This is a genomic window from Spinactinospora alkalitolerans (assembly GCF_013408795.1).
Classification (GTDB): domain Bacteria; phylum Actinomycetota; class Actinomycetes; order Streptosporangiales; family Streptosporangiaceae; genus Spinactinospora; species Spinactinospora alkalitolerans.
Window position 1 is genome coordinate 59,065 of record NZ_JACCCC010000001.1, and the last position, 19,590, is coordinate 78,654.

General features: G+C 71.6%; 24 protein-coding genes. 16 read left to right on the plus strand and 8 right to left on the minus strand.

Annotated features, from left to right (window positions below):
- A complete protein-coding gene (gene lipP1, locus HDA32_RS00320; RefSeq protein WP_179641255.1) occupies positions 1 to 969 on the minus strand; it encodes a LipP1 family hormone-sensitive lipase in 969 nt (322 codons plus the stop codon).
- Between the two features lie 133 nt (positions 970 to 1,102).
- Here lipP1 and HDA32_RS00325 point away from each other — a divergent pair, with 133 nt between their 5' ends.
- The 4 genes from HDA32_RS00325 (at position 1,103) to HDA32_RS00340 (ending at position 4,106) form a co-directional block, all read left to right on the plus strand.
- On the plus strand, positions 1,103 to 1,921 hold the full coding sequence (locus tag HDA32_RS00325; RefSeq protein WP_179641256.1) for an SDR family NAD(P)-dependent oxidoreductase: 819 nt from the start codon (positions 1,103 to 1,105) through the stop codon (positions 1,919 to 1,921).
- A gap of 248 nt (positions 1,922 to 2,169) precedes the next feature.
- Positions 2,170 to 2,433, plus strand: a complete 264-nt coding sequence (locus HDA32_RS00330) for a phosphoribosyl-ATP diphosphatase (protein ID WP_179641257.1) — start codon at positions 2,170 to 2,172, stop codon at positions 2,431 to 2,433.
- Between the two features lie 89 nt (positions 2,434 to 2,522).
- Positions 2,523 to 3,377 carry an ATP phosphoribosyltransferase gene (hisG, locus tag HDA32_RS00335; protein ID WP_179641258.1) on the plus strand — a complete coding sequence of 285 codons (855 nt, stop codon included), beginning with the start codon at positions 2,523 to 2,525 and terminating at the stop codon, positions 3,375 to 3,377.
- A gap of 36 nt (positions 3,378 to 3,413) precedes the next feature.
- The gene (locus HDA32_RS00340) at positions 3,414 to 4,106 is read left to right on the plus strand and encodes a spermine/spermidine synthase domain-containing protein (protein WP_179641259.1); all 693 of its coding nucleotides are present in this window, start codon (positions 3,414 to 3,416) and stop codon (positions 4,104 to 4,106) included.
- A 77-nt stretch (positions 4,107 to 4,183) separates the two neighbouring features.
- On the opposite strand, the gene trxA is transcribed toward HDA32_RS00340, so the two are convergent.
- Positions 4,184 to 4,567: a thioredoxin gene (gene trxA / locus HDA32_RS00345; RefSeq protein ID WP_179641260.1), complete on the minus strand. Its 384-nt coding sequence runs from the start codon at positions 4,565 to 4,567 to the stop codon at positions 4,184 to 4,186.
- 224 nt (positions 4,568 to 4,791) lie between these two features.
- Here trxA and HDA32_RS00350 point away from each other — a divergent pair, with 224 nt between their 5' ends.
- Complete coding sequence (locus tag HDA32_RS00350; protein ID WP_312863390.1) at positions 4,792 to 5,160, plus strand: YidH family protein; 369 nt, start codon at positions 4,792 to 4,794, stop codon at positions 5,158 to 5,160.
- Positions 5,157 to 5,528 carry a DUF202 domain-containing protein gene (locus HDA32_RS00355; RefSeq protein WP_179641262.1) on the plus strand — a complete coding sequence of 124 codons (372 nt, stop codon included), beginning with the start codon at positions 5,157 to 5,159 and terminating at the stop codon, positions 5,526 to 5,528. Before HDA32_RS00350 ends, HDA32_RS00355 begins: the two co-directional genes overlap by 4 nt.
- 69 nt (positions 5,529 to 5,597) lie before the next feature.
- On the opposite strand, the gene HDA32_RS00360 is transcribed toward HDA32_RS00355, so the two are convergent.
- From HDA32_RS00360 to HDA32_RS00370, 3 genes are all read right to left on the minus strand, one after another.
- The gene (locus HDA32_RS00360; protein WP_179641263.1) at positions 5,598 to 6,587 is read right to left on the minus strand and encodes an NAD-dependent epimerase/dehydratase family protein; all 990 of its coding nucleotides are present in this window, start codon (positions 6,585 to 6,587) and stop codon (positions 5,598 to 5,600) included.
- Between the two features lie 79 nt (positions 6,588 to 6,666).
- Positions 6,667 to 7,380 (minus strand): PIG-L deacetylase family protein, encoded by a 714-nt coding sequence (locus HDA32_RS00365; protein WP_179641264.1) that lies wholly within the window; start codon positions 7,378 to 7,380, stop codon positions 6,667 to 6,669.
- A gap of 99 nt (positions 7,381 to 7,479) precedes the next feature.
- Positions 7,480 to 8,196, minus strand: coding sequence for a WbqC family protein (locus HDA32_RS00370; RefSeq protein ID WP_312862984.1), 717 nt, complete (start codon positions 8,194 to 8,196; stop codon positions 7,480 to 7,482).
- A 363-nt stretch (positions 8,197 to 8,559) separates the two neighbouring features.
- Here HDA32_RS00370 and HDA32_RS00375 point away from each other — a divergent pair, with 363 nt between their 5' ends.
- Both HDA32_RS00375 and HDA32_RS00380 read left to right on the plus strand, forming a co-directional pair.
- The gene (locus HDA32_RS00375; RefSeq protein WP_179641265.1) at positions 8,560 to 10,131 is read left to right on the plus strand and encodes a glycosyltransferase family 2 protein; all 1,572 of its coding nucleotides are present in this window, start codon (positions 8,560 to 8,562) and stop codon (positions 10,129 to 10,131) included.
- A 122-nt stretch (positions 10,132 to 10,253) separates the two neighbouring features.
- The gene (locus HDA32_RS00380) at positions 10,254 to 10,610 is read left to right on the plus strand and encodes a DUF3817 domain-containing protein (RefSeq protein ID WP_179641266.1); all 357 of its coding nucleotides are present in this window, start codon (positions 10,254 to 10,256) and stop codon (positions 10,608 to 10,610) included.
- Here HDA32_RS00380 and HDA32_RS00385 read toward each other — a convergent pair.
- Positions 10,577 to 11,401: an SURF1 family protein gene (locus tag HDA32_RS00385; protein WP_179641267.1), complete on the minus strand. Its 825-nt coding sequence runs from the start codon at positions 11,399 to 11,401 to the stop codon at positions 10,577 to 10,579. The two genes, HDA32_RS00380 and HDA32_RS00385, sit on opposite strands and share 34 nt — an antisense overlap.
- Before the next feature lie 665 nt (positions 11,402 to 12,066).
- Between HDA32_RS00385 and HDA32_RS00390 the strand changes: the two genes are divergently transcribed.
- From HDA32_RS00390 to crcB, 4 genes are all read left to right on the plus strand, one after another.
- A complete protein-coding gene (locus HDA32_RS00390; RefSeq protein ID WP_179641268.1) occupies positions 12,067 to 13,578 on the plus strand; it encodes a serine/threonine-protein kinase in 1,512 nt (503 codons plus the stop codon).
- A 194-nt stretch (positions 13,579 to 13,772) separates the two neighbouring features.
- On the plus strand, positions 13,773 to 14,540 hold the full coding sequence (locus HDA32_RS00395) for an alpha/beta fold hydrolase (RefSeq protein WP_179641269.1): 768 nt from the start codon (positions 13,773 to 13,775) through the stop codon (positions 14,538 to 14,540).
- Between the two features lie 136 nt (positions 14,541 to 14,676).
- Entirely contained in the window at positions 14,677 to 15,207 is a 531-nt protein-coding gene (locus HDA32_RS00400; protein WP_179641270.1) for a fluoride efflux transporter FluC, read from the plus strand.
- Positions 15,204 to 15,566 carry a fluoride efflux transporter CrcB gene (gene crcB, locus HDA32_RS00405; RefSeq protein ID WP_179641271.1) on the plus strand — a complete coding sequence of 121 codons (363 nt, stop codon included), beginning with the start codon at positions 15,204 to 15,206 and terminating at the stop codon, positions 15,564 to 15,566. The genes HDA32_RS00400 and crcB overlap by 4 nt, the downstream gene beginning before the upstream one ends.
- Here crcB and HDA32_RS00410 read toward each other — a convergent pair.
- Positions 15,556 to 15,960, minus strand: a complete 405-nt coding sequence (locus HDA32_RS00410; protein WP_179641272.1) for a VOC family protein — start codon at positions 15,958 to 15,960, stop codon at positions 15,556 to 15,558. The genes crcB and HDA32_RS00410 overlap by 11 nt on opposite strands.
- A 163-nt stretch (positions 15,961 to 16,123) precedes the next feature.
- Here HDA32_RS00410 and HDA32_RS00415 point away from each other — a divergent pair, with 163 nt between their 5' ends.
- From HDA32_RS00415 to HDA32_RS00430, 4 genes are read left to right on the plus strand one after another with little or no spacing between them, the layout of a single operon-like run.
- The gene (locus HDA32_RS00415; protein WP_179641273.1) at positions 16,124 to 17,092 is read left to right on the plus strand and encodes an ABC transporter ATP-binding protein; all 969 of its coding nucleotides are present in this window, start codon (positions 16,124 to 16,126) and stop codon (positions 17,090 to 17,092) included.
- Entirely contained in the window at positions 17,089 to 17,943 is an 855-nt protein-coding gene (locus HDA32_RS00420) for an ABC transporter permease (RefSeq protein ID WP_179641274.1), read from the plus strand. Before HDA32_RS00415 ends, HDA32_RS00420 begins: the two co-directional genes overlap by 4 nt.
- Positions 17,944 to 17,960: 17 nt before the next feature.
- On the plus strand, positions 17,961 to 18,209 hold the full coding sequence (locus tag HDA32_RS00425) for a helix-turn-helix transcriptional regulator (RefSeq protein ID WP_312862985.1): 249 nt from the start codon (positions 17,961 to 17,963) through the stop codon (positions 18,207 to 18,209).
- Positions 18,206 to 18,751, plus strand: coding sequence for a hypothetical protein (locus tag HDA32_RS00430; RefSeq protein ID WP_179641275.1), 546 nt, complete (start codon positions 18,206 to 18,208; stop codon positions 18,749 to 18,751). The genes HDA32_RS00425 and HDA32_RS00430 overlap by 4 nt, the downstream gene beginning before the upstream one ends.
- A 153-nt stretch (positions 18,752 to 18,904) precedes the next feature.
- On the opposite strand, the gene HDA32_RS00435 is transcribed toward HDA32_RS00430, so the two are convergent.
- Positions 18,905 to 19,549, minus strand: coding sequence for a class II aldolase/adducin family protein (locus HDA32_RS00435; RefSeq protein WP_179641276.1), 645 nt, complete (start codon positions 19,547 to 19,549; stop codon positions 18,905 to 18,907).
- Between the last annotated feature and the right edge of the window lie 41 nt (positions 19,550 to 19,590).

A 19,590-nucleotide genomic window follows, 5' to 3' on the forward strand; every position in this document is an offset into this window, starting at 1 on the left:
TCAGCCGACCGGACGTGTCAGGCCGAGCGCGCTGCGCAGCGCGGCGACGACCGGCTCCTCGGCCTGCCGGCACACCGGCAGCAGCGCGCCCAGGCCGAACATGCCGTGGAACCCGCCGTTGACCCGCGTGGTGGTCGCGGGGACGCCCGCGGCGGCCAGGGCGCGGGCGTAGTCCTCGCCCTCGTCGCGCAGCGGATCGAAGTCGGCGGTCACCACCAGGGCCGGGGGCAGCCCCGCCAGGTCGGCGGCGCGGATGGGCGAGGCGCGGAAGTCGGACCCCTCGCCGGGCTCGTTCAGGTACTGCTCGGCGAACCAGCGCATGCCCTCGGAGGTCAGGAAGTAGCCCTCGCCGTTGGAGACGCGCGAACCGTAGGGGGTGTCCCCGGCCACCGGGTAGCCCGAGAGGTCGGTGACGGGGTAGACCAGCGCCTGGAAGGCGATCTCGGGCCCGCCCCCGTCGCGGGTCATCAGGGCGACGGCCGCCGCGAGGCCGCCGCCGGCGCTGTCACCGGCCACGGCCAGCCGGGCGGGGTCGGCGCCCAGTTCGGCCGCGTTGTCGGCGACCCAGCGCGTGGCGGCGAACGCGTCGTCGACCGCGGCGGGGAAGCGGTGCTCGGGGGCGAGCCGGTAGTCCACCGCGACCACCGTCGCGCCGGTCTCGGCGGCGAGCAGCCGGGCGATGTGGTCGTGGGTCTCGAGGTCGCCGACGACGTAGCCGCCGCCGTGGAAGTAGACCACGCACGGCAGGGCCGGCCCTGCCGGAGCCGGGTGGTAGTGCCGCACCGGGACCTCGCCGGCCGGGCCGGGGACGGCGAGGTCGCGCACCAGCGCGATGTCCGGGGCATCGATGGGGACGCGTTCGGCGCGCGCGGCCCGCAGCCGGGCGACGTCCACGTCCGCGTCACCGGCCTGGGGCCCGCTCGACGTCAGCGAGTCGATGAAGCGACGGGTCGATGGGTGCAGCGTCATGGACCGCTTACCTCCGGAGGGGACGACCGAGAATCGAGCAGCGTTCGGTTCGGACCATAGCCGCTCCTCCCCGCCCCCGCCAGGAACGGGCGGACCGGTGCGCGCGGACGGCCGGCGGGTAGCATTCGGCGGTATGAGCGACCAGCCCGCGCGCACCCGCACAGCCCTGATCACCGGAGCCTCCAGCGGAATCGGCGAGGAGTACGCCCGCCAGCTCGCCCGGCGCGGATTCGCGCTGGTCCTCGTGGCCCGCAGGGCCGAGCTGATCGACGGGCTCGCCGCCGAGCTGAGCGAGCGGCACGGCGTGGCCGTGGAGCCGCTGGTCGCCGACCTCACCGACGACGCCGATTTGGCGACGGTCGAGGAGCGCCTGCGCGTCGCCGACGGCGGCGGGCTCACCCCGATCGACCTGCTGGTGAACAACGCGGGCCGCGGTGGCGGCGGTTCGTTCGCCCGGCAGGACACCGACGCCATCGACGACACGATCGAGCTGAACGTGCGCGCGCTGGTGCGGCTCACCCGCGCGGTGCTGCCCGCCCAGATCGAGCGCAGGAAGCAGGGGACCGCCGCCGACCACCCGATGGGCGTGCTCAACGTGGCGTCGATGGCCGGGCTGATGCCGGCCGCGCCGGGCGGTGCGATCTACGCGGCGACGAAGGCGTTCGTGGTCTCCTTCACCGAGAGTGTGGCCGCCGAGGTGCGGCGGCACGGCCTGCGCGTCAGCGCGGTGCTGCCCGGCTACGTGCGGACCGAGATGACCAGTGAACTGCAGGAGAGCGGGATGCCCGGCATCGCGTTCGTCGCCAAGGACCGCGTCGTCACCGACTCCCTGCGCGCGTGGGCCGCGGGCGCGCCCAGCGTCATCCCCGGGGCCCGGTACAAGGCCGCGGGCGGTCTGCTCCGGGTCGTTCCGCGCGGCCTCTTCCGCGGCCTCGCGGGCCGGAGGGGCTGACTGATGTTCGACGTTCGCGTTCGTGCAGGGGGCCGGCTGCCGCAGTGCGCGTAGCGTCGGCGGCACAGCAGGTCCGGATCCTGGAGATTGCGCCTCACCCTGTGAACGCAGCGGTCGGAGTCCGATGCGGCCTTCGCGAGGGAAGCGGCGAAACGTCACCGACCTCTCCCCGGCTGTTTCCCCGGCAGGTCACGAACGGGTCCGGCGGACACCTAGGCTAGGAGGGCACGTCATCGAGGAAAGTGATCATGAAGACCTTCGAAGAGCTGTTCGCCGAGCTGTCCGAGAAGGCCAGCACCCGCCCCGAGGGCTCCGGGACGGTCGCGGCCCTTGACGCGGGCGTGCACGCCATCGGCAAGAAGGTCGTCGAGGAGGCCGCCGAGGTCTGGATGGCCGCCGAGTACGAGTCGGACGAGCGCACCGCCGAGGAGATCTCGCAGCTCCTCTACCACCTCCAGGTGCTGATGCTGGCGCGCGGTCTGCGCACGGAGGACGTCTACAAGCATCTGTAGGTCGGTTCCGGGCCAGCCGTCCGAACCGGCCGTGCCGTCGACGTCCGTACAGACACGCTCGCAGTCGATGAGTAGAGGAAACACCTCCCATGCCTGATCAGCTCCGCATCGCCGTGCCCAACAAGGGCCAGCTCTCCGAACCCGCCGGCGCCATGCTGCACGAGGCCGGCTACCGCCAGCGCAAGGACTCCCGCGACCTCGTCCTCGTGGACCCCGAGAACGGGACCGAGTTCTTCTTCCTGCGCCCCCGCGACATCGCCGTCTACGTCGGCGAGGGGATCCTGCAGGCCGGCATCACCGGCCGCGACATGCTGCTCGACTCCGGCGCCGCGGTCGAGGAGGTCCTGCCGCTGGGCTTCGGCGGCTCCACGTTCCGCTTCGCCGCCCGCGGCGGCGCCGGGATGAAGGTCGAGGACCTCGCGGGCAAGCGCATCGCCACCTCCTTCGCCGGCCTGCTCAAGGGCTACCTGGCCGAGCGCGGCGTCGATGCCAGGGTCATCCACCTCGACGGCGCGGTGGAGAGCGCGATCCAGTTGGGCGTGGCCGACGCCGTCGCCGACGTCGTCTCCACGGGAACCACGCTGCGCAACGCCGGACTGGAGATCTTCGGCGACCCGATCCTGGAGTCCGAGGCCGTCGTCATCCGGCAGGAGGGCGCCGGGGACGACCCCAAGATCGAGCAGCTGCTGCGCCGGCTGCGCGGGGTCCTCGTCGCGCGCGACTACGTGATGATGGACTACGACGTGCACGCCGAGCGCCTGGACGACGCCGTCGCGCTCACCCCCGGCATGGAGGGACCCACGGTCTCGCCGCTGCACAGGGAGGGCTGGGTGGCCGTGCGCGCCATGGTTCCGCGCCGCACCGCGCAGGCGATCATGGACGACCTGTGGGAGATCGGCGCTCGCGCCATCCTGGTCACCGACATCTACGCCTGCCGCCTGTAGCTGCGGCTTTCGCAACCGCCGAGGTCCGCCGTAGGAATGCGTCCCACCCAGCCGCCGCCCGGTACCGAGCCCGTCGTCGTCGCGCGCGCCGCGGGGGTGGCGGGCGGCGAGCTGGTCCTGCGGCGGGCCGGCCGGCACTTCGAGATCATCAGCAACGGGGTGTTCCTCATGGACACCCGCGACGGCGCCTCCGAGCGCGAGATGGTCCGCGCGGCCCTGGCGGCGCTGCCCGAGGAGCGCATCGGCGTCCGGGTGCTGATCGGCGGGCTCGGCGTCGGCTTCTCCGCCCGCGAAGCCCTGGACCACGCCCGCGTCGGGCACGTCCGCGTCATCGAGTTGGAACCGCGGGTCATCGAGTGGCACGGCGACCACCTGGCGCCGGTGGCCGGGCACCTCCTGGAGGACCCGCGCTGCGAGGTGGTGTGCGCCGACTTCGTGCGCTGGCTGGAGGGGACCGCCGAGACCTTCGACGCCGTCTGCCTCGACATCGACAACGGGCCCGGGTGGACCGTGGTCGAGAGCAACGGGAGGCTTTACGAGTCCGCGGCGCTGGACCGGCTGGCGCAGACCGTCCGCCCCGACGGCGCGCTGGCCTTCTGGAGCGCCATGCCCGCTCCGGACTTCGCCGGCCTGCTGCGGCGGCGGTTCGGCGCGGTCGAGGAGATCGAGGTCCCGGCCCGCCACGGCGGCCCCGATGTGCTCTACCTGACCCGGCCGGGCTCGCTGTAGGGCCGTGCGGCCCCGAGACGCAGCGAGGGGCCGCGCCCGTCGGCGCGGCCCCCTGGGTCTTTTCGCCCCGGTCGGGGTCAGGCCTGCGACTGACCGCCGTCGGCCTGCTGCTTCTCGATCTCCTTGCGGACCTCGTCCATGTCGAGATCGCGGGCCTGCTTGATCAGGTCCTCCAGCGCCTCTTCAGGAAGCGCGCCCGGCTGCGCGTAGATCACCGTCTTGTCGCGCACCACCATCAGGGTGGGGATCGACTGGATGTCGAAGCTCGCGGCGAGTTCCTGCTGGGCCTCGGTGTCGACCTTGGCGAAGGTGAGGTCGTCGTGCGCCTCCGACGCCTTCTCGAAGACCGGACCGAACATCTTGCACGGACCGCACCACGACGCCCAGAAGTCGATCAGCACGAACTCGTTCTCGGTCAGCGTCTCGTTGAAGTTGTCCTTGGTGAGTTCGATGGTTGCCACGGTCTCTCCTGCGAGCGGTGTCGATTGCCTTGCTTCCTCCTAGAGCGGTCCTGCCCGCTGATTTGTTCCGCAAGCGCGCGCGGGCCGGGCAAAAGCGCGCCGCGACCCCCGCAATCCCGACAAAACGCCTGATGAATACCGACTTGGGAGGAAAAGCCGATCCCGACTACGCTCGAAGATCCGGTGGGTGGACGCGGCTGAGAAGGGAGGACGCGGTGAGCTCGGTGCCGTCCTCGGCGTCGGACCAGGACCGGGAAACCGGTGGCGGCAGCGAACCGGACTACCGGTTCACGCTCGCCAACGAGCGCACCTTCCTGGCCTGGATCCGCACCGCCCTCGCGCTGGTGGCCGGCGCGGTCGCCGTGCTGCACCTCGTGCCGCTGGACTGGGGCGACGGCAGCCGGCTCACCGTCGGCCTCGCCCTCACCGCGCTCGCCGTCATCATCACGGTCTACGCGCCGCTGCGCTGGATCAGGGTCCAGCGCGCGATGCGCCGCGGTCGGCCGCTGCCCATGAGTGCGCTGCCGCTGATCACCACGGTCGGGGTCACGCTGGTCTGCGTCGCCGTGCTCGTCGGGAACTACTGGCCGTGAGCCGGCGCCCCGCACGCGATCCGGGCCTGCAGGCCGAGCGCACCCTGCTGTCCTGGCAGCGCACGCTCATCGTGCTGATCGTGGTGGTGCTGCTGTACATGCGCGACCCGTTCTCCGACGGCGCCGCGGCCGCGGACGCGGCGGTGGACCCGCTGCACCGGCTCGTGCCGGCCCTGGGCACCGCGGCGCTGGCCGGCATGCTCATGGCGCACCTGCGCCGCAGGTGGCGCGGCACCGACCACGGCCGGCACGACGACGCCACCGGCAGCCCGCCGGCTCCGGTCGCCCGACCCTGGGCGATGGTCCTGCTGAGCGCGTCCGTGGCGGTGCTGGGCATCGCCGTCGCGGCGACCGCGGTGCTGGGTTAGTCCCCGTTCCGGCACCGGGACGGGAGCCGAGGGGCGGGACCGTCCGCGCCGACCGGTCCCGCCGCTCCGTCAGGCCACCACGACCTGCGGTGACGGGGACTCCGCCCGCTTGTGCTCGATGATCGAGCCGATGATGTCGTCCAGCCTGCGCTGCGGCTTGTAGCCGATGAGGCCGCCGGCGAGGGCGGTGTCGGGCATGCGGCGCTGCATGTCCTCGTACCCCTCGCCGTAGGCGTCCTCGTAGGAGACGTACTCGATCCGGCTGGAGGAGCCGGTCAGCTCGACCACCCGCTCGGCCAGACCCCGGATGGTCACCTCCTCCAGGCCGCCCAGGTTGACCGCCCGGTTGTAGGCGGCCGGCGTCTCCATCAGCTTCACGACGGCCGGAATGATGTCGAACACCGACCCGAAGCAGCGGCGCTGCGTGCCGTCGCCGTACACCGTGATCGGCTCGCCGGCCAGCGCCTGGCCGACGAACCGCGGCACCACCATGCCGTAGCGCCCGGTCTGGCGGGGGCCGACGATGTTGAAGAACCGCGTGATGACGCAGGGCAGACCGGTCTCCTCGCCGTAGACGTAGGCGACGAGCTCGTCCAGCCCCTTGGCGGCGGCATAGGACCAGCGGCTCTTCAGCGGCGAACCCAGGATGCGGTCGGCGTCCTCGGTCAGCCCGTCGGTGTCGTTCTTGCCGTACACCTCACTGGTGGAGGCGACCAGGAACCGCGCACCGCGCGCAGCCGCGGCCTCGACCACGTTCTCCGTGCCGTGCAGGTTGGTCCTCAGGGACTGCAGCGGCTTGTCCACAATGGTGTGCACGCCCACGGCCGCGGCCAGGTGAAACACCGTGTCGCACTCGCTGATCACGTCCCTGACCAGGGTCTTGTCCAGGATCGACCCTTTGACCAGTTCGAAGTCGGGGTTGCCGCTGAGCTGTTCGAGGTTCGTCTCGGATCCGGTGGACAGGTCGTCCAGGACGAGCACCTCGTGCCCGTGGGCGATCAGATGGTCGCACAAATGGGAACCTATGAAGCCGGCACCGCCGGTCACAACGGCCTTCAACGTCGCTTCCCCCTCCAAGGGTGCTGGTGAGCATCGTTGTCGCGATTGCCGACTGGCAACCGGATCGGCGGCCTGACGGTCAGGCCAGCCAGCGCAGCGCGTGGTAGCCCTCGGCGAAGGCGACCCCGCCCTGCATCCCGCGCAGTGCGGCGAGGCTGCGCAGGGTGAGCTCGGATCGGGTGTGCGGGTGCTCGTGGATCTGGGTCCCGTACAGTCGCATCGCGCTGATCTTGTCGTCGACGTGGCCCTCGTCCAGTTCGACGAGGAAGTTGGGGGACGCGGCGGCCTCGTAGCGCCACTGGTCGGCCGCCTCCTCGTAGGCGAGCACCAGGCGTGGATGGTGGCGGAGCCGGTTGTCGGACGGCCGCAGGGCCGTGTGCACCGCCTCCGCCGTGGCCTGGTGGTCCTGGTTGTAGCTGGTGCGGTGCGGAGCGATCACCACGGTGGGCTCCAGCTCCGCGATGGACAGCGGACTGTGGCGTTCGATCATGTTGGACAGCTCGAAGCGGGCGAGGCGGTCGAGCTTCAGGTGGAACTCGTCCCCGGGGAAGGCGATCTGCCAGTCGTTCCAGCGGAAGAAGTCGGCCACCTCCTTGATCTCGCCGTAGCGTTCCTGAACGGTCGACTGCCCCTTGGGGGAGAGGTCCGCGGTGTCGCCCACGGTGATGAACTGGACGTAGACCTCCGCGCCGGCGGCCTTCGCCTTGCTCATCAGGCCTCCGCAGCCCAATGTCTCGTCGTCCGGGTGGGGCGCGAAGATGAGCACCCGCTCGTGGGCCCAATCGATCGTCATGCCACGTCCTAATGGGAAAGTGCCAGTAGAGAACGGCGCGTGGTGATATCTGACAGACGTCCACGCGGTGGTGATGGTTGCCACACTGTGCGGGGTGCGCTAACCACCGGCGTCGGGGGTGCGCGCTGCGCGCACCCGTTCCATCCCTTCCGGGCCGACGTTCAACAGCAGGTCCAGAGCGGCCATCCGCGGCAGGAAGTCCTGTCCCTTGCGGGATCGCTGCGGGTACTCCGGGTGCTGGAAGTTCTGCCATTCGACCTCGACGCCGTAGCGCCGGAAGGTCTCCGGGTCGACGTATCCGCGGGCGCCGTCACCGGACAGCATCGTGGTCGCGCCGGCCTTGGCGGCGAGCTGGGCCAGCAGCTCGCTCTTCTGACCGGGGAACTCCCCGAGATCACTGGAGCGGACCACCGGGGTGGAGACCCCGAAGGCGTCCAGGGCGAAGCGCACGGTGGCCATGGCGAGGTCGGCCAGGCTCTCCCACTCGGCCTCGTAGACGCGGATAATTTCCGGCCCGAACTCGCCCCAGAATGGTGCTCCGCGATAACAGTGATCGGCGAGCGTGCGGCGGTGTTTTTCGCGCCAGGGCTGGGAGTTGTTGATCAGCTTGTCCATAATCCGCTCGTCGCGGCTCTGCTGGATAACCGGAACGGTCAAGAGCACCGGGCCATTCTTCGAGGCCACGTAGTTGCGGTTCTGCCACCCCTTGCGCTCGTACTGCACGTGGTCGAGGACGACGAAGAGATCACACCGGTCGACCTTGTCAATGAGGCCCAGCCAGGGCAGGTAGTGCGGCTGGTGCATGGCTATGCGCACTGTGGTTCCTCTCCGAGGCGCTCTGTGTACGCTCCGTGTTCATTGCCGCTGGCGGTCTTCCACGGCGTGGTTCATCTTCCCCCGCAACGCGCCGTGTTCCTTTGTAAGTCGCAAAACTTCGTCAAATATCATTAAAAGTGAGGAAAGTCGGTAGAGGTGCCCCGCCGGCACGGTGAGACCTCTTCAGGTATTGCATCAATGCGGCACACTGGTCGCAAGCCCGTGCATACGATTTGCGTGGCCTACATAGGACGCGGTGGCCGGTCAACTTCCCCCTTGGGTGCAACGTCAACATAATGACGTCGATGGCGTCTTTGTCGGTTACCGCCTGTCCGAAACCCGTAACCTCCCGGAGGCTCTTCAGTGCGCACCGCACGCTTCATCGGAAGTTGGCTCGCCGGCCTGATCGCCTTGGCGCTGGCCGTCCTACTCTTCGTCCAGTGGATCCAGTTCGCGCTGGGAGCCGCCGGAACCGGCACCCCGGCACCGCTGTTCCTCTGGATCGCCTTCGGGGTCAACCTGCTGGTGTGGTCGTTCGTCGGCCTCCTCAGACTGGGTGACGACTCCGTGCGGGCACTGCTGCGCAGCCGGGCGGCGCCGCGGCGCGAACGGGCCGGGGCGGCGGGACGGCCCGGCGGAGGCGACGCCGCGGCGGTCGGGGCCGACCGCGTGCTGGTGCGCTCGCGGACGGCGGTCGGACGCGGCGGGACCGCCGGATCGGCGGGGGAGGGACCGGTACCGGCCGCGGACCCGGCGCCGGGTGCCGGATCCGGCCGGGTCTCCGGGGACGCGGCCGGATCCGAATCGATGACGCTCGCGGTGATCATCCCGGCGCACAACGAGGAGCCGGTCATCGACGGCGCCATCACCTCGGCGCTGCGGCTGTTCAACCGGTGGGACATCTACGTGGTGTCGGACAGCTCGCACGACGCCACGGCCGACATCGCGGCCGAGACGGGCGTCAACGTCCTGGAGCTGCTGACCAACCGGGGCAAGGCCGGCGCCATCGAGGCGGTCATCTCCGAGTTCGACCTCACCGAGAACTACGACGCCGTGGTCATCCTGGACGCCGACACCGAACTCGACGAGAAGTACGTCGAGGGCGTGAAGCGGCAGTTCAGCGACCCCGGCGTGGCCGCGGTGGCCGGGTTCGTGGTGGCGGAGTGGAAACCCAAGGAGCGCACCGTCGTCGGCCGGCTCGTCTCGGCCTACCGCGACCGGCTCTACTGGCTGCTGCAGTACCTCATCCGGTTCGGCCAGACGTGGCGGTTCACCAGCACCACGTTCATCGTCCCCGGCTTCGCCAGCGCCTACCGCACCAGCGTGCTCAAGCAGATCGACATCAACCCCAAGGGGCTGGTGATCGAGGACTTCAACATGACCTTCGACGTGCACCACAAGCGCCTCGGCCGGATCTCGATGAAGCCCAACACCAAGGCCTACTGCCAGGACCCCTTCACCCTGCGCGACTACGTCAGCCAGGTGCGGCGCTGGACGCTGGGCTTCTGGCAGACGGTGCGGCGGCACGGCGTGTGGCCGAGCCTCTTCTGGTTCGCGCTGTTCTTCTACATCCTGGAGGTCCTGCTCGTCGCGATGCTGCTGCTGATCACCGCGGCCCTGGGCGTGTTCACGCTGCTCCCGGTGCTCACCGACGACGCGGTCCTGACGTTCGGCTGGTACACCACCGGATTCGATGCGGTGTCGGCCGTGCTGCCGCTGACCGTGATCGCCGTCGGCCTGTTCGTGCCCGACTACATCCTGACCTGCATCATGGCGATGGTCCGCCGCCGGCCCGGCTACCTGGTCTACGGGCTGTTCTTCCTGCCGATGCGCATCATCGACTCCTATCTCACGCTGCGCACCATCCCGCAGGCGTGGACGACCCAGTCCGACGGCCGCTGGAAGAGCCCGGACCGCGCGGCCGGGTCGCTGTGACGCGCCCCGGACAACCGCTGCTCAATACTGCACTTAGGCTCAGAGGGCAAGAGGCTCTTTCGGCGGTGCCCGCATCGGAACCGCCGAAAGACGTGCGTCGTCCGATCACCGAGGTGCCCCCGTTGGAAAAGAAGCGTCTCCCGTTCACGCTGTACCGCGTACTGGCCTATGTGACGGGTGTCTGGCTGCTGCTCCTGGTTCTCGTCGCGATGCCGATGAAGTACCTCGTCGACCCCGAGACCTGGCTCATGCCGGCGATCGCCATCCCGCACGGCTACATCTACATGGCCTACGTGCTGGTCGTGCTCTGGCTGTCCCTGGACCGCAGGTGGCCGGCGCTCAAGACGGTGGGCGTCATGCTCGCCGGCACGATCCCGCTCCTGGGCTTCTTCATCGAGCACCGGATCGCCCGGCAGGAGAAGGCGGCGACGGCGGCCGAGGCCGGTCAGTCGGCGCCCGCTCCCACCGCGGAGGGCTGAGTCCCCTCCGGGGTCCCGGAGCGCCGGTCGACGAGTTCGCGGCGCACGAGGGAGATCCAGAACGCGGCCGCGGCGACGGCGAACACCGCCCACTGGGCCGCGTAGCTCAGGTTCTTGAAGTTCCAGCTGATCTCCTGCGGCGGCTCCGGCGGCGGGAGCTCGCGCGGCTGCACCGCCGAACCGGCCTCCTCGGAGGCGGGGTCCTGCTCCGCGAGGTTGATGTAGCCCTCGTAGAGGCGGTAGGGCCACTCGTTGACCAGCAGCGCGGGTGCGATCCGCGCGATCTGCCCCTCGGGCACCGACATCGCCGAGTACCCCTTGGACGCCTCGTCCTGGGGCTGCATCAGCCAGCCGGTGACCGCGACCTCGCCCTCGGGCAGCGCGGGCAGCGCCGACGGTCCGGCATCGGGGCCGCCCGCGTCCTCGGGGATCCAGCCCCGGTTGACGACCACCGCGACGTCGGACTCGGTCACCAGCGGTGCGATGACGGAGTAGCCCTCCTCGCCCTCGGGCGACAGGGAGGGCGCCAGCAGTTGGGCTTCGGCGTCGTACTCGCCCGTGGCCCGCACGGCCTCGTTCGCCTTGTCCTGCGGCATGTAGCCGCCGGGTTCGAGCGTCGCGCCGATGTCGGTGGCGTTCGCGAGGTCCTCGACCGGGTTGGTGACGACCTCCCGGCCGGGTTCCTTCGCGCGCTCGTACTGCCAGGCGCCCAGGGTCAGGCAGCCGAGCACGGCGAGGAGGGCGAGCAGGTGGATGCCCAGCCAGCGGGGTCGCAGCAGCGGAGAACGCACGTGCCCAGGCTATGTCCGGTACCTGAGGATCGATCCGTGACCCCCGTTTGGCGGACAACGTGCGCACTTGGCCGGGAGTAGGTCTATGAGTGGCGATTACTTTAAGTAATTTGCTGTGACGCAGGGTTGTTTCGGCAGGTGGGTGTGGGTAATCTATGTACCAGCGAGGGAGAGATGGAGCGGAATCCACCCGATCCCCCGCTTCGCGAGCTTTCAGAGGCCGCGACTCCAGGGGGGAGGAGTCGTCGGCCGTTCCCAAGGCGAGGGCCGCTTCCGTGATTTTGAGGGGGGACACGGAAGCGGCCCTCGCGTTTTCGCGTGCGGGGGTGCCCGACCCGGCCGAAGAAGCGGCCCCGCCCGCCTGGCCACCGACCATCCCGTACCGCGTGACCGACGGAGACTCGGGAGCGGCGGGGCGCCGCCCTTGATCGTCTCGAACTCGCTCGCCGTTCGCCGCATCTACTCCGGTGATGAGTGCGCCGCGGGCCCGTGCCGGAAACGTCTCCTGGTGCGGCGTGCGGGGGTGTGGTTGTCTGACCGTGAGGACCGTGCCGCGAAGCGGTACACGGCCGCGCGGCCCGCCCGCCGCCGTGATCGAGCCCCTCGCCGCGGACCGCGGGTCCGCGGAGCCGGCCCGGTGCTCGCGGCGTGGAGGGAGAACGCGCATGACCGCTCCTTTGCGGCCCGAGGACCCCGCCCGGGTCGGTGAGTACGAGCTGATCGCGCGGATCGGCAAGGGCGGGCAGGGCGTCGTCTACCTCGGCCGCGCGCCGGGCGGCGAGCAGGTCGCGGTCAAGGTGATGAGCGCCTCCTGGGCCTCCGACCACAGGCTCCGCAGCCGGTTCGGCAAAGAGGTGGAGGCCGCCGGCCGGGTGGCGGCCTTCTGCACCGCGACGGTGCTCGACGCGGCCCCCGGCGCCGACCCTCCCTACATCGTCAGCGAGTACATCGACGGCCCGTCGCTGCGCGAGGCCGTGCTGAGGGAGGGGCCGCGCCGCGGCACCGCCCTGGACCGGCTGGTCATCGCCACGGCGACCGCCCTGGTCGCCATCCACCAGGCGGGCGTCGTGCACCGCGACTTCAAACCGGCCAACGTGCTGCTCGGCCCCGACGGCCCCAGGGTGATCGATTTCGGGATCGCCCGGACCACGGACGCCACCATCACCCAGACGGGCTCCATCGTGGGGACCCCCGCCTACATGGCCCCCGAGCAGGTCAGGGGACGCGAGGTCACCGCGGCCGCCGACGTCTTCGCCTGGGCCGGCGTCATGGCGTTCGCCGCCGGCGGCACCTCTCCGTTCCAGGGGGAGACGCTCGCCGCCGTCATCGACCGCGTGCTGCACGACCCGCCCCATCTGGACGAGGTGCCGGACCGGCTGCGCCCCCTGCTGGAGGCGTGCCTGGACAAGGACCCCGCGCGCAGGCCCAGCGCGGTACAGGTGCTCGGCATGCTGGTCGGGCACGATCCCGCCGCCGTGGCGGGGCTGCCGGTCACGGCCGTGCTCACGGACGGCTACACCGCGGCCACCAGCGAGCAGACCCGGATCGCGCCGACGGTGGCGCTGCCCGTCCCCGCGGCGGCCGGGGACGGCGACGGCCGGTCGGACGACGCGGGACCCGGCGGCGCCGGACGGATCCCGGAGGAGCCCGGTCCCGCCGGACCGACCGGACCGGGGAGGAGGAGGCCGGTCCTGCCCGGCGGCATCGGCGGTCCGCCAGGCGGACCCGGTGGTTCCGGTGGCCTTCCCGGCCCCGGGGGCCCGCCCGGCGGGGGCGTCGGCCGCCGCGCACTGCCGTGGGTGCTGGCCGCGGTGCTCGTGGTCATCGGCGGCGCGGCCGGGTGGGTCCTGTTCGACCGCATCGACCGGCCCCCCGTCGACCAGGGGATCGAACCGGTGCGCGAGGCCGCCACCACCTCGTCCGAGCCGAGTCCGAGCGCGTCGGCGCCGGAGCCGATCCCCGCCGGGCAGGACGACGCCTACGTGCCCTCCCCGGAGCCCCACGTCCCGACCGAGCCGCAGCAGACCCGGCAGCCGTCGCCCGACCCCGGCGGCCACCACGAGGAGGACATCGGGGACCGTCACCACACCGATGAGCCCTCCACGGGAACCACCGCCCCCGACCCGGCCCACGGCGACGATCCCGACCCCGACAGCGGCCCCGACACCGGCCGCTGACGGCCGCCAGCACCGGGGAGCCGGAGCACCGGCGGGTCGGTCCGGCGGCCCCGGCGCTACGGTGGTCGCGGCTGCGTTCTCGCCGAGGCCCACGGTGCTCCGGCGCCTCTCCGACGCGGGAGGCGGCCCGGGAGGACCTGCCGATCCACCGGGTTGCGGGTACGCTTTTGACCTGCTCTCCCAGGAGGTCGCGCATGGCCGTGGTTCCCCTTCAGTACCGGTTCGACGGGCCCAGTCGCGCGCCGGTGGTGCTGCTGCTCCCCGACCTCGGCGCGAAGTGGTCGATGTGGGAGCCGCAGATGCCCGAGCTGACCCGCGGGATGCGGGTGCTGCGGGTGAACCACCGCGGGCACGGCCGGTCCCCCGCTCCCGACGGCGCCTACACGGTCGCCGAGCTGGGCGGGGACGTCCTCGCCCTGCTCGACGAGTGCGAACTGGAGCGCTTCTCCGTCGTCGGCTCCGGCCTGGGCGGGATGGTGGCGCTGTGGCTGGCCGCGGTCGAGTCCGGCCGGGCGCACCGGCTGGCGCTGCTGTCCACCACGACCTGGGCCCCGCCGGCGCAGCGCTGGCGCGGCCGCGGCACGCGGGCGCGCACGGGGGGAGCGGTCGCGGTCTCGGACGAGGTCACCCGCTCCTGGTTCACCCCGGGCTTCGCCGAACGGCGCCCCGACATCGTCTCCCGGGTCGTGGAGGAGTTCGAGGCGACCGGCCGCGCGGGCTACGCCGGGTGCTGCGAGGCCATCGCGGCCCTCGACCAGCGCGTGATGCCGGCCAGGGTCCGGGCGCCGGCGGTGGTGATCTCGGCCGCGCACGACCCGGAGACCCCGCCCGGCCACGGCCGCCGCCTCGCCAACGCGCTGCCCGGCTCCCGGTTCGAGGTGGTCAGCGGCGCGGCGCACCTGGTCAACATCGAACGCGCCGACCGGGTCAACGAGCTGCTGATGGAACACATCGCGCCCTGACCGGCGTTGTGCCGGCGGGCGGTAGGATCGCCCGTGGCGGTGGGGCCCGCCGCCTCGCCCACGGCGGGGAAACCGCGGCGAAGGCGCCGCCAACGGTCCCTATCAGTTCGAGTCATCGCTGATAGGAGACGAAACCATGCGCGAGCGCGACACCGCGCCCGTCGACCCCGACGTCGACCTGCACGTCCCGCGGCAGCGCCGGGAACTCGATGCCTCCCCGTGGCCGGTGCTCGGCGCGGTCTCGGCCGGCGGCGCGATCGGCGCCCTCGCCCGGTACGGCCTGGACGCGGCGCTGCCGCACGGCCCCGGCGGCTTCACCTGGTCCACCTTCACCGCCAACGTCGCGGGCTGCCTGCTCATCGGCGTGCTCATGGTGCTGATCACCGAGGTGTGGACCGGCCGCCCTCTGCTGCGCCCCTTCCTCGGCGCCGGCTGCCTCGGCGGGTTCACCACCTTCGGCACCGCGATCGTCGACGTGCAGCGGATGGTCGGCTCCGGAGCGGCCGCGACCGGTTTGGTACACCTGGCGGGCACGCTGCTGGCCGCGCTGGTCGCGGTCTGGGCCGGGGCTGGGTTGACGTCCCTGGCCGTGCGCCGAGCGCGGGCCGGGCGGGCGGTGCCGGCGGGTTCCGGTCCGGACGGCGACCGGGCGGGGGAGCGGCGGTGACGGCCCTCGCGATCGCGCTCGGCGCGGCCGTCGGCGCCCCCGCGCGCTACCTCATCGACCGCTTCGTGCAGGCCCGGCACGGTTCGGCGTTCCCGTGGGGGACGCTGGCCGTGAACATCACCGGCTGCCTGCTGCTCGGCGCCCTCACCGCGCTCGCCCCGTCGGCTCCGGTGGCCGCGCTGCTGGGAACGGGGTTCCTCGGCGCGCTGACCACCTATTCCACGTTCGGCTACGAGACGGTGCGGCTGGCCCAGGAGGGCGCCGGCCCTCTGGCGCTGCTGAACGCCGCGACGAGCCTGCTCGCGGGCCTCGGCGCGGCCTACTGCGGGGCGGTCCTGGTCCAGGCCCTCACGGGATGAGGATCTGCAGCGGGCAGTTGATCTCGATCAGGTAGCCGTCCGGGTCGCGGAAGTGGGCGGCGCGGATACCCCACGCCGTCCAGTCTCTGACCTCCGAGACCTGGCGCGCACCGGCCGCGGCCAGCTCGGCGGCCTTGGTGTCGACGTCGTCGACCTCGAAGATCACCGCGCAGCGGTCCTGCCCCGGCAGCGACATGTCGGCCTCGTCGGTGTTGAGCGCCTCGGCCATCACCTCGCGCTGGTTCAGCGCCAGCCGGGTCGGCGAGCCCACGTCGAACTCGGCGTAGCGGGTGTCCTCCGCGCCCCAGAGGACGGGGAGCCCCAGCACGTCGCGGTAGAAGCGGAAGCATGCCTCGTAGTCGTTGACCAGGAGCCGGATGTAGCTGCAGCGCATGGTGGTCTCCCTGCGTCGGCCGACGGTGGTCCTCCCATCTTGGCCGAAGACCGCGCCGTTCGGCGATGTTTCACACCACAGGGGTGACGGTAGTACTCGCTTTCCGTTATGTAGTACATATGCTATCAATGGAAGTAGACGATAGATGGAAGGGCGGAGACCTATGACGACGGAGAACGAGGCGGCCGCCGAGCCGCGCTCCGCCGCCCCGAGCCGGGACGAGGCCGTCCTGGAGGTGCGCGACCTGCGGATGCGCTACGGCACGGTGGACGTGCTCAAGGGGGTGGACTTCACCGCCCATCGGGGCGAGGTGCTGGTTCTGCTCGGCCCCAACGGAGCGGGCAAGACCACCACGATCGAGATCCTCGAAGGCTTCCGGATGCGCTCGGCCGGCGAGGTCGGCGTCCTCGGCGTCGATCCGGCGCACGGCGACGAGCGGTGGCGGGCCCGGCTGGGCGTGGTGCTGCAGTCCTGGCGCGACCACGCCAAGTGGAAGGTGCGCGAGCTGCTCGCGCACATGGCCGGGTACTACCGGCCCTACTCCACGCCGGACCGGACGCGGCCGCGCGACGTCGGCGAGCTGATCGATGCGGTCGGCCTCGCCGAGCACGCCGACAAGAGGATCGGCTCGCTCTCCGGCGGGCAGCGGCGCCGCCTCGACGTGGCCATCGGCATCGTGGGCCGGCCCGAACTGCTGTTCCTGGACGAGCCCACCGCCGGATTCGACCCCGAGGCGCGCCGGGACTTCCACGACCTGGTGCACCGCCTCGCCGATCAGGACGACACCACCATCCTGCTCACGACGCACGACCTCGACGAGGCCGAGAAGCTGGCCGACCGGATCCTGATCCTGGCCGGCGGCCGGATCGTCGCCGACGGCAGCGCCGAGCAGCTCGCCAAGCAGGTCGAGAGCGACGCGGAGGTGCGCTGGAGCAGGGGCGGCGAGCGCTACGTCCACTCCACGGCCGACGCCACCAGGTTCGTGCGCGAGCTCTTCGCCCAGCACGGCGAGGACGTCGCCGACCTGGAGGTGCGCCGCGCCACGCTGGAGGACACCTACATGGCCATGGTGCACCGGCACGAGCACGGCGGCGCCGGCGCGGTCACCGAGTTCGAGGAGGCCAAGCGATGAACCCCACGCTCTTCGGCGCCCGCGCCGGGTTCGCCCGGGGCTGGACCGAGTTCCGCCAGACCCTGACCAGCCCGCAGGACCTCGCCTCTTACCTGCTCAACAGCGTCATCTTCGTGGTGGTTCTGCTGTTCCTCCGGGGCGACACGGTCGAGGGGACCTCGATCTCCGTCGCCACGACGGCGATGCCGGGCGTGCTCGCCATGCTGCTGGTGTTCGGCGGTGTCCTGTCGCTGGCCCAGTTGCTCACGACGGAGCGCGAGGACGGCACGCTGCTGCGGGCCAAGGCCATGCCCAACGGCACGGTGGGCTATCTGGTCGGCAAGATCGTCACGGTGTCGCTGATGTCGGTGGCCAGCGTGGTCATCGTGCTGGTCCCCTCGTTGTTCCTGTTCGACGGGCTGGCGGTCAACGGTGTGACCGGCGCGCTCACCCTGGTGTGGGTGGCGGTCCTGGGCCTGCTCGCGACGCTGCCGGTGGGGGCCGTCATCGGCTCGCTGTTCACCAGCCCCCGCACCTCGGTCATGGTCACGATGTTCCCGCTGATGGCCATGATCGTCGGCTCGGGCATCTTCTTCCCGATGACCGTGCTGCCGGAGTGGGCGCAGTGGATCGCGCAGGTCTTCCCGCTGTACTGGCTGGGTCTGGGCATGCGTTCGGCGTTCCTGCCCGATGCGGCGCTCGCCGTGGAGATCGGGGAGTCGTGGCGGCACCTGGAGACCGCCGGGGTGCTGGGCGCGTGGGCGGTCGTCGGCCTGGTCGTCGCGCCGATCGTGCTGCGCCGGATGGCCCGCAGGGAGTCCGGTGCCAGCATGGCCGAGCGGCGGCAGAAGGCCATGCAGCGTGTCGGCTGACAGCAGGGAGGAATGACGTGGGCACCGCGGGCGAGACCATCTACAACCGCATCGCCGTGCTCCGTGCGGAACGCGGCATCTCGCGCCGGCAACTGGCCGAGGCGCTCGGGGTCCACTACCAGACGGTGGGCTACCTGGAGCGCGGCGAGTACAGCCCGAGCCTGCATCTCGCATTGCGGATGGCGGACTATTTCGAAGTACCGGTGGAGGTGGTCTTCTCGACCACCCCGTTCCCCCGGATCGGGAGCACGGAGAAGTCGGCGTGACGGTGGACGGAGCGGACGGCATGGCGGTGGACGGAGCGGCCGGGGGACGGCCCGGCAGGTGGAGCGCGGCGCTGGATCGGGCCGCGGACAACGAGAAGGCGCGGCGCCGCTGGGCGGCGCGCGGCCGCCGACGGGTGCTCGTGGCGGTCACCGCCGCCTGCATGGCGCTGACGGTCGGCGGGCTCGCGCTCGGCCCGCCCGTCGGGATGGCCGTGTTCGTGGCGGCGGGGCTGCCGATGTGCTACCTCGCCTCCCAGGTCAACCTGGCGACGCGGCTGGTCACCGAGCGCAGCGAGGCCGGGCTGGACGAGCGCGAGATCTCCCAGCGCCGCCGCGCCGGAACGGTCTCCCACCGGGTGACCACGGTCGTGCTGCTGGTCCTGTGGTTCGTCGGCATGGCGCTGTGGGCCCAGGGCGGGGCCGTCCCGATCGAGGCGGCCGTCCCGGTTCTGGGCGCGCTGGTCTTCCTGCACGCCTCCTTCCCCGCGGCCTACCTCGCCTGGACCCTCCCCGACGACCCCCTGGACGACGACGAGGCCTGACTGGTGTTCGACGATCGGGTTCGCGCAGGGGGCCGGCTGTCGCAGTGCGCGTAGCGCCGGCGGCACAGCGGGTCCGGGCCTGAACGTTCCGCCTCGCCCCGCGAACGCGGCAGTCGGAGCTCGACGAGGCGGAGCGCCACGGGGCCGGCCGGGTCAGATGATGTCCGGGCCGGCCCAGGCGTAGCCGGCGCGGTGGCGGACCTCGGCGAGCTCGTCCTCCGACAGCACCCGGGGCGCGCCGAGCGCCCTGGCGCGGATGAAGATCCCGCACAGCCACTCCAGCAGCCGCATGTGCTCCGACGCCTGTTCCAGGTCGGAGCCGATCGCCACCCCGCCGTGGTTGGCCAGCAGTGCGGCCGACTTGCCCTTCAGCGCCTTGCACACCTGGTCGGCCAGCTCGGCGGTGCCGTAGGTGGCGTAGGGGGTGACCGGGATCGCGCCGCCGAGGTGCGCGGCGCTGTGGTGGATCGGCGGGAGTTCGGCCAGGCACGCGGAGACGACGGCGGCGTTCTCGGAGTGCGCGTGCACCACGGCACCGGCGTCGGTGTCGCGGTAGGCGGCCATGTGCATCGTCGTCTCGGCCGCCGGTTCGCGGCGGCCCTCCAGCAGGCGGCCGTCCACGGCGAGCACCGGGCAGTCGCCGGGCCGCACGCGGTCCAGCGCGACACCGGCGGGGGTGACGACCACGAGGTCGCCGGCGCGGACGCTGACCGTTCCGGCCTCACCCGCGGTGAGTCCGCTGTCGACGAGCCTGCGGGCGGTCAGGCAGACGTCCCTGCGTTCCTGCTCCAGCAGCATGGTTCCTCACGGTCACGTGTATCGGGGGCGGGAGGCGCCGC

Excerpts from the sequence above, each read along its gene's own strand:
- lipP1 (WP_179641255.1), bottom strand. The coding sequence starts at position 969 with ATGACGCTGCACCCATCGACCCGTCGCTTCATCGACTCGCTGACGTCG.
- HDA32_RS00325 (WP_179641256.1), top strand. The coding sequence starts at position 1,103 with ATGAGCGACCAGCCCGCGCGCACCCGCACAGCCCTGATCACCGGAGCC.
- HDA32_RS00330 (WP_179641257.1), top strand. The coding sequence starts at position 2,170 with ATGAAGACCTTCGAAGAGCTGTTCGCCGAGCTGTCCGAGAAGGCCAGC.
- hisG (WP_179641258.1), top strand. The coding sequence starts at position 2,523 with ATGCCTGATCAGCTCCGCATCGCCGTGCCCAACAAGGGCCAGCTCTCC.
- HDA32_RS00340 (WP_179641259.1), top strand. The coding sequence starts at position 3,414 with ATGCGTCCCACCCAGCCGCCGCCCGGTACCGAGCCCGTCGTCGTCGCG.
- HDA32_RS00365 (WP_179641264.1), bottom strand. The coding sequence starts at position 7,380 with ATGACGATCGATTGGGCCCACGAGCGGGTGCTCATCTTCGCGCCCCAC.
- HDA32_RS00390 (WP_179641268.1), top strand. The coding sequence starts at position 12,067 with ATGACCGCTCCTTTGCGGCCCGAGGACCCCGCCCGGGTCGGTGAGTAC.
- HDA32_RS00395 (WP_179641269.1), top strand. The coding sequence starts at position 13,773 with ATGGCCGTGGTTCCCCTTCAGTACCGGTTCGACGGGCCCAGTCGCGCG.
- HDA32_RS00400 (WP_179641270.1), top strand. The coding sequence starts at position 14,677 with ATGCGCGAGCGCGACACCGCGCCCGTCGACCCCGACGTCGACCTGCAC.
- HDA32_RS00410 (WP_179641272.1), bottom strand. The coding sequence starts at position 15,960 with ATGCGCTGCAGCTACATCCGGCTCCTGGTCAACGACTACGAGGCATGC.
- HDA32_RS00415 (WP_179641273.1), top strand. The coding sequence starts at position 16,124 with ATGACGACGGAGAACGAGGCGGCCGCCGAGCCGCGCTCCGCCGCCCCG.
- HDA32_RS00420 (WP_179641274.1), top strand. The coding sequence starts at position 17,089 with ATGAACCCCACGCTCTTCGGCGCCCGCGCCGGGTTCGCCCGGGGCTGG.
- HDA32_RS00435 (WP_179641276.1), bottom strand. The coding sequence starts at position 19,549 with ATGCTGCTGGAGCAGGAACGCAGGGACGTCTGCCTGACCGCCCGCAGG.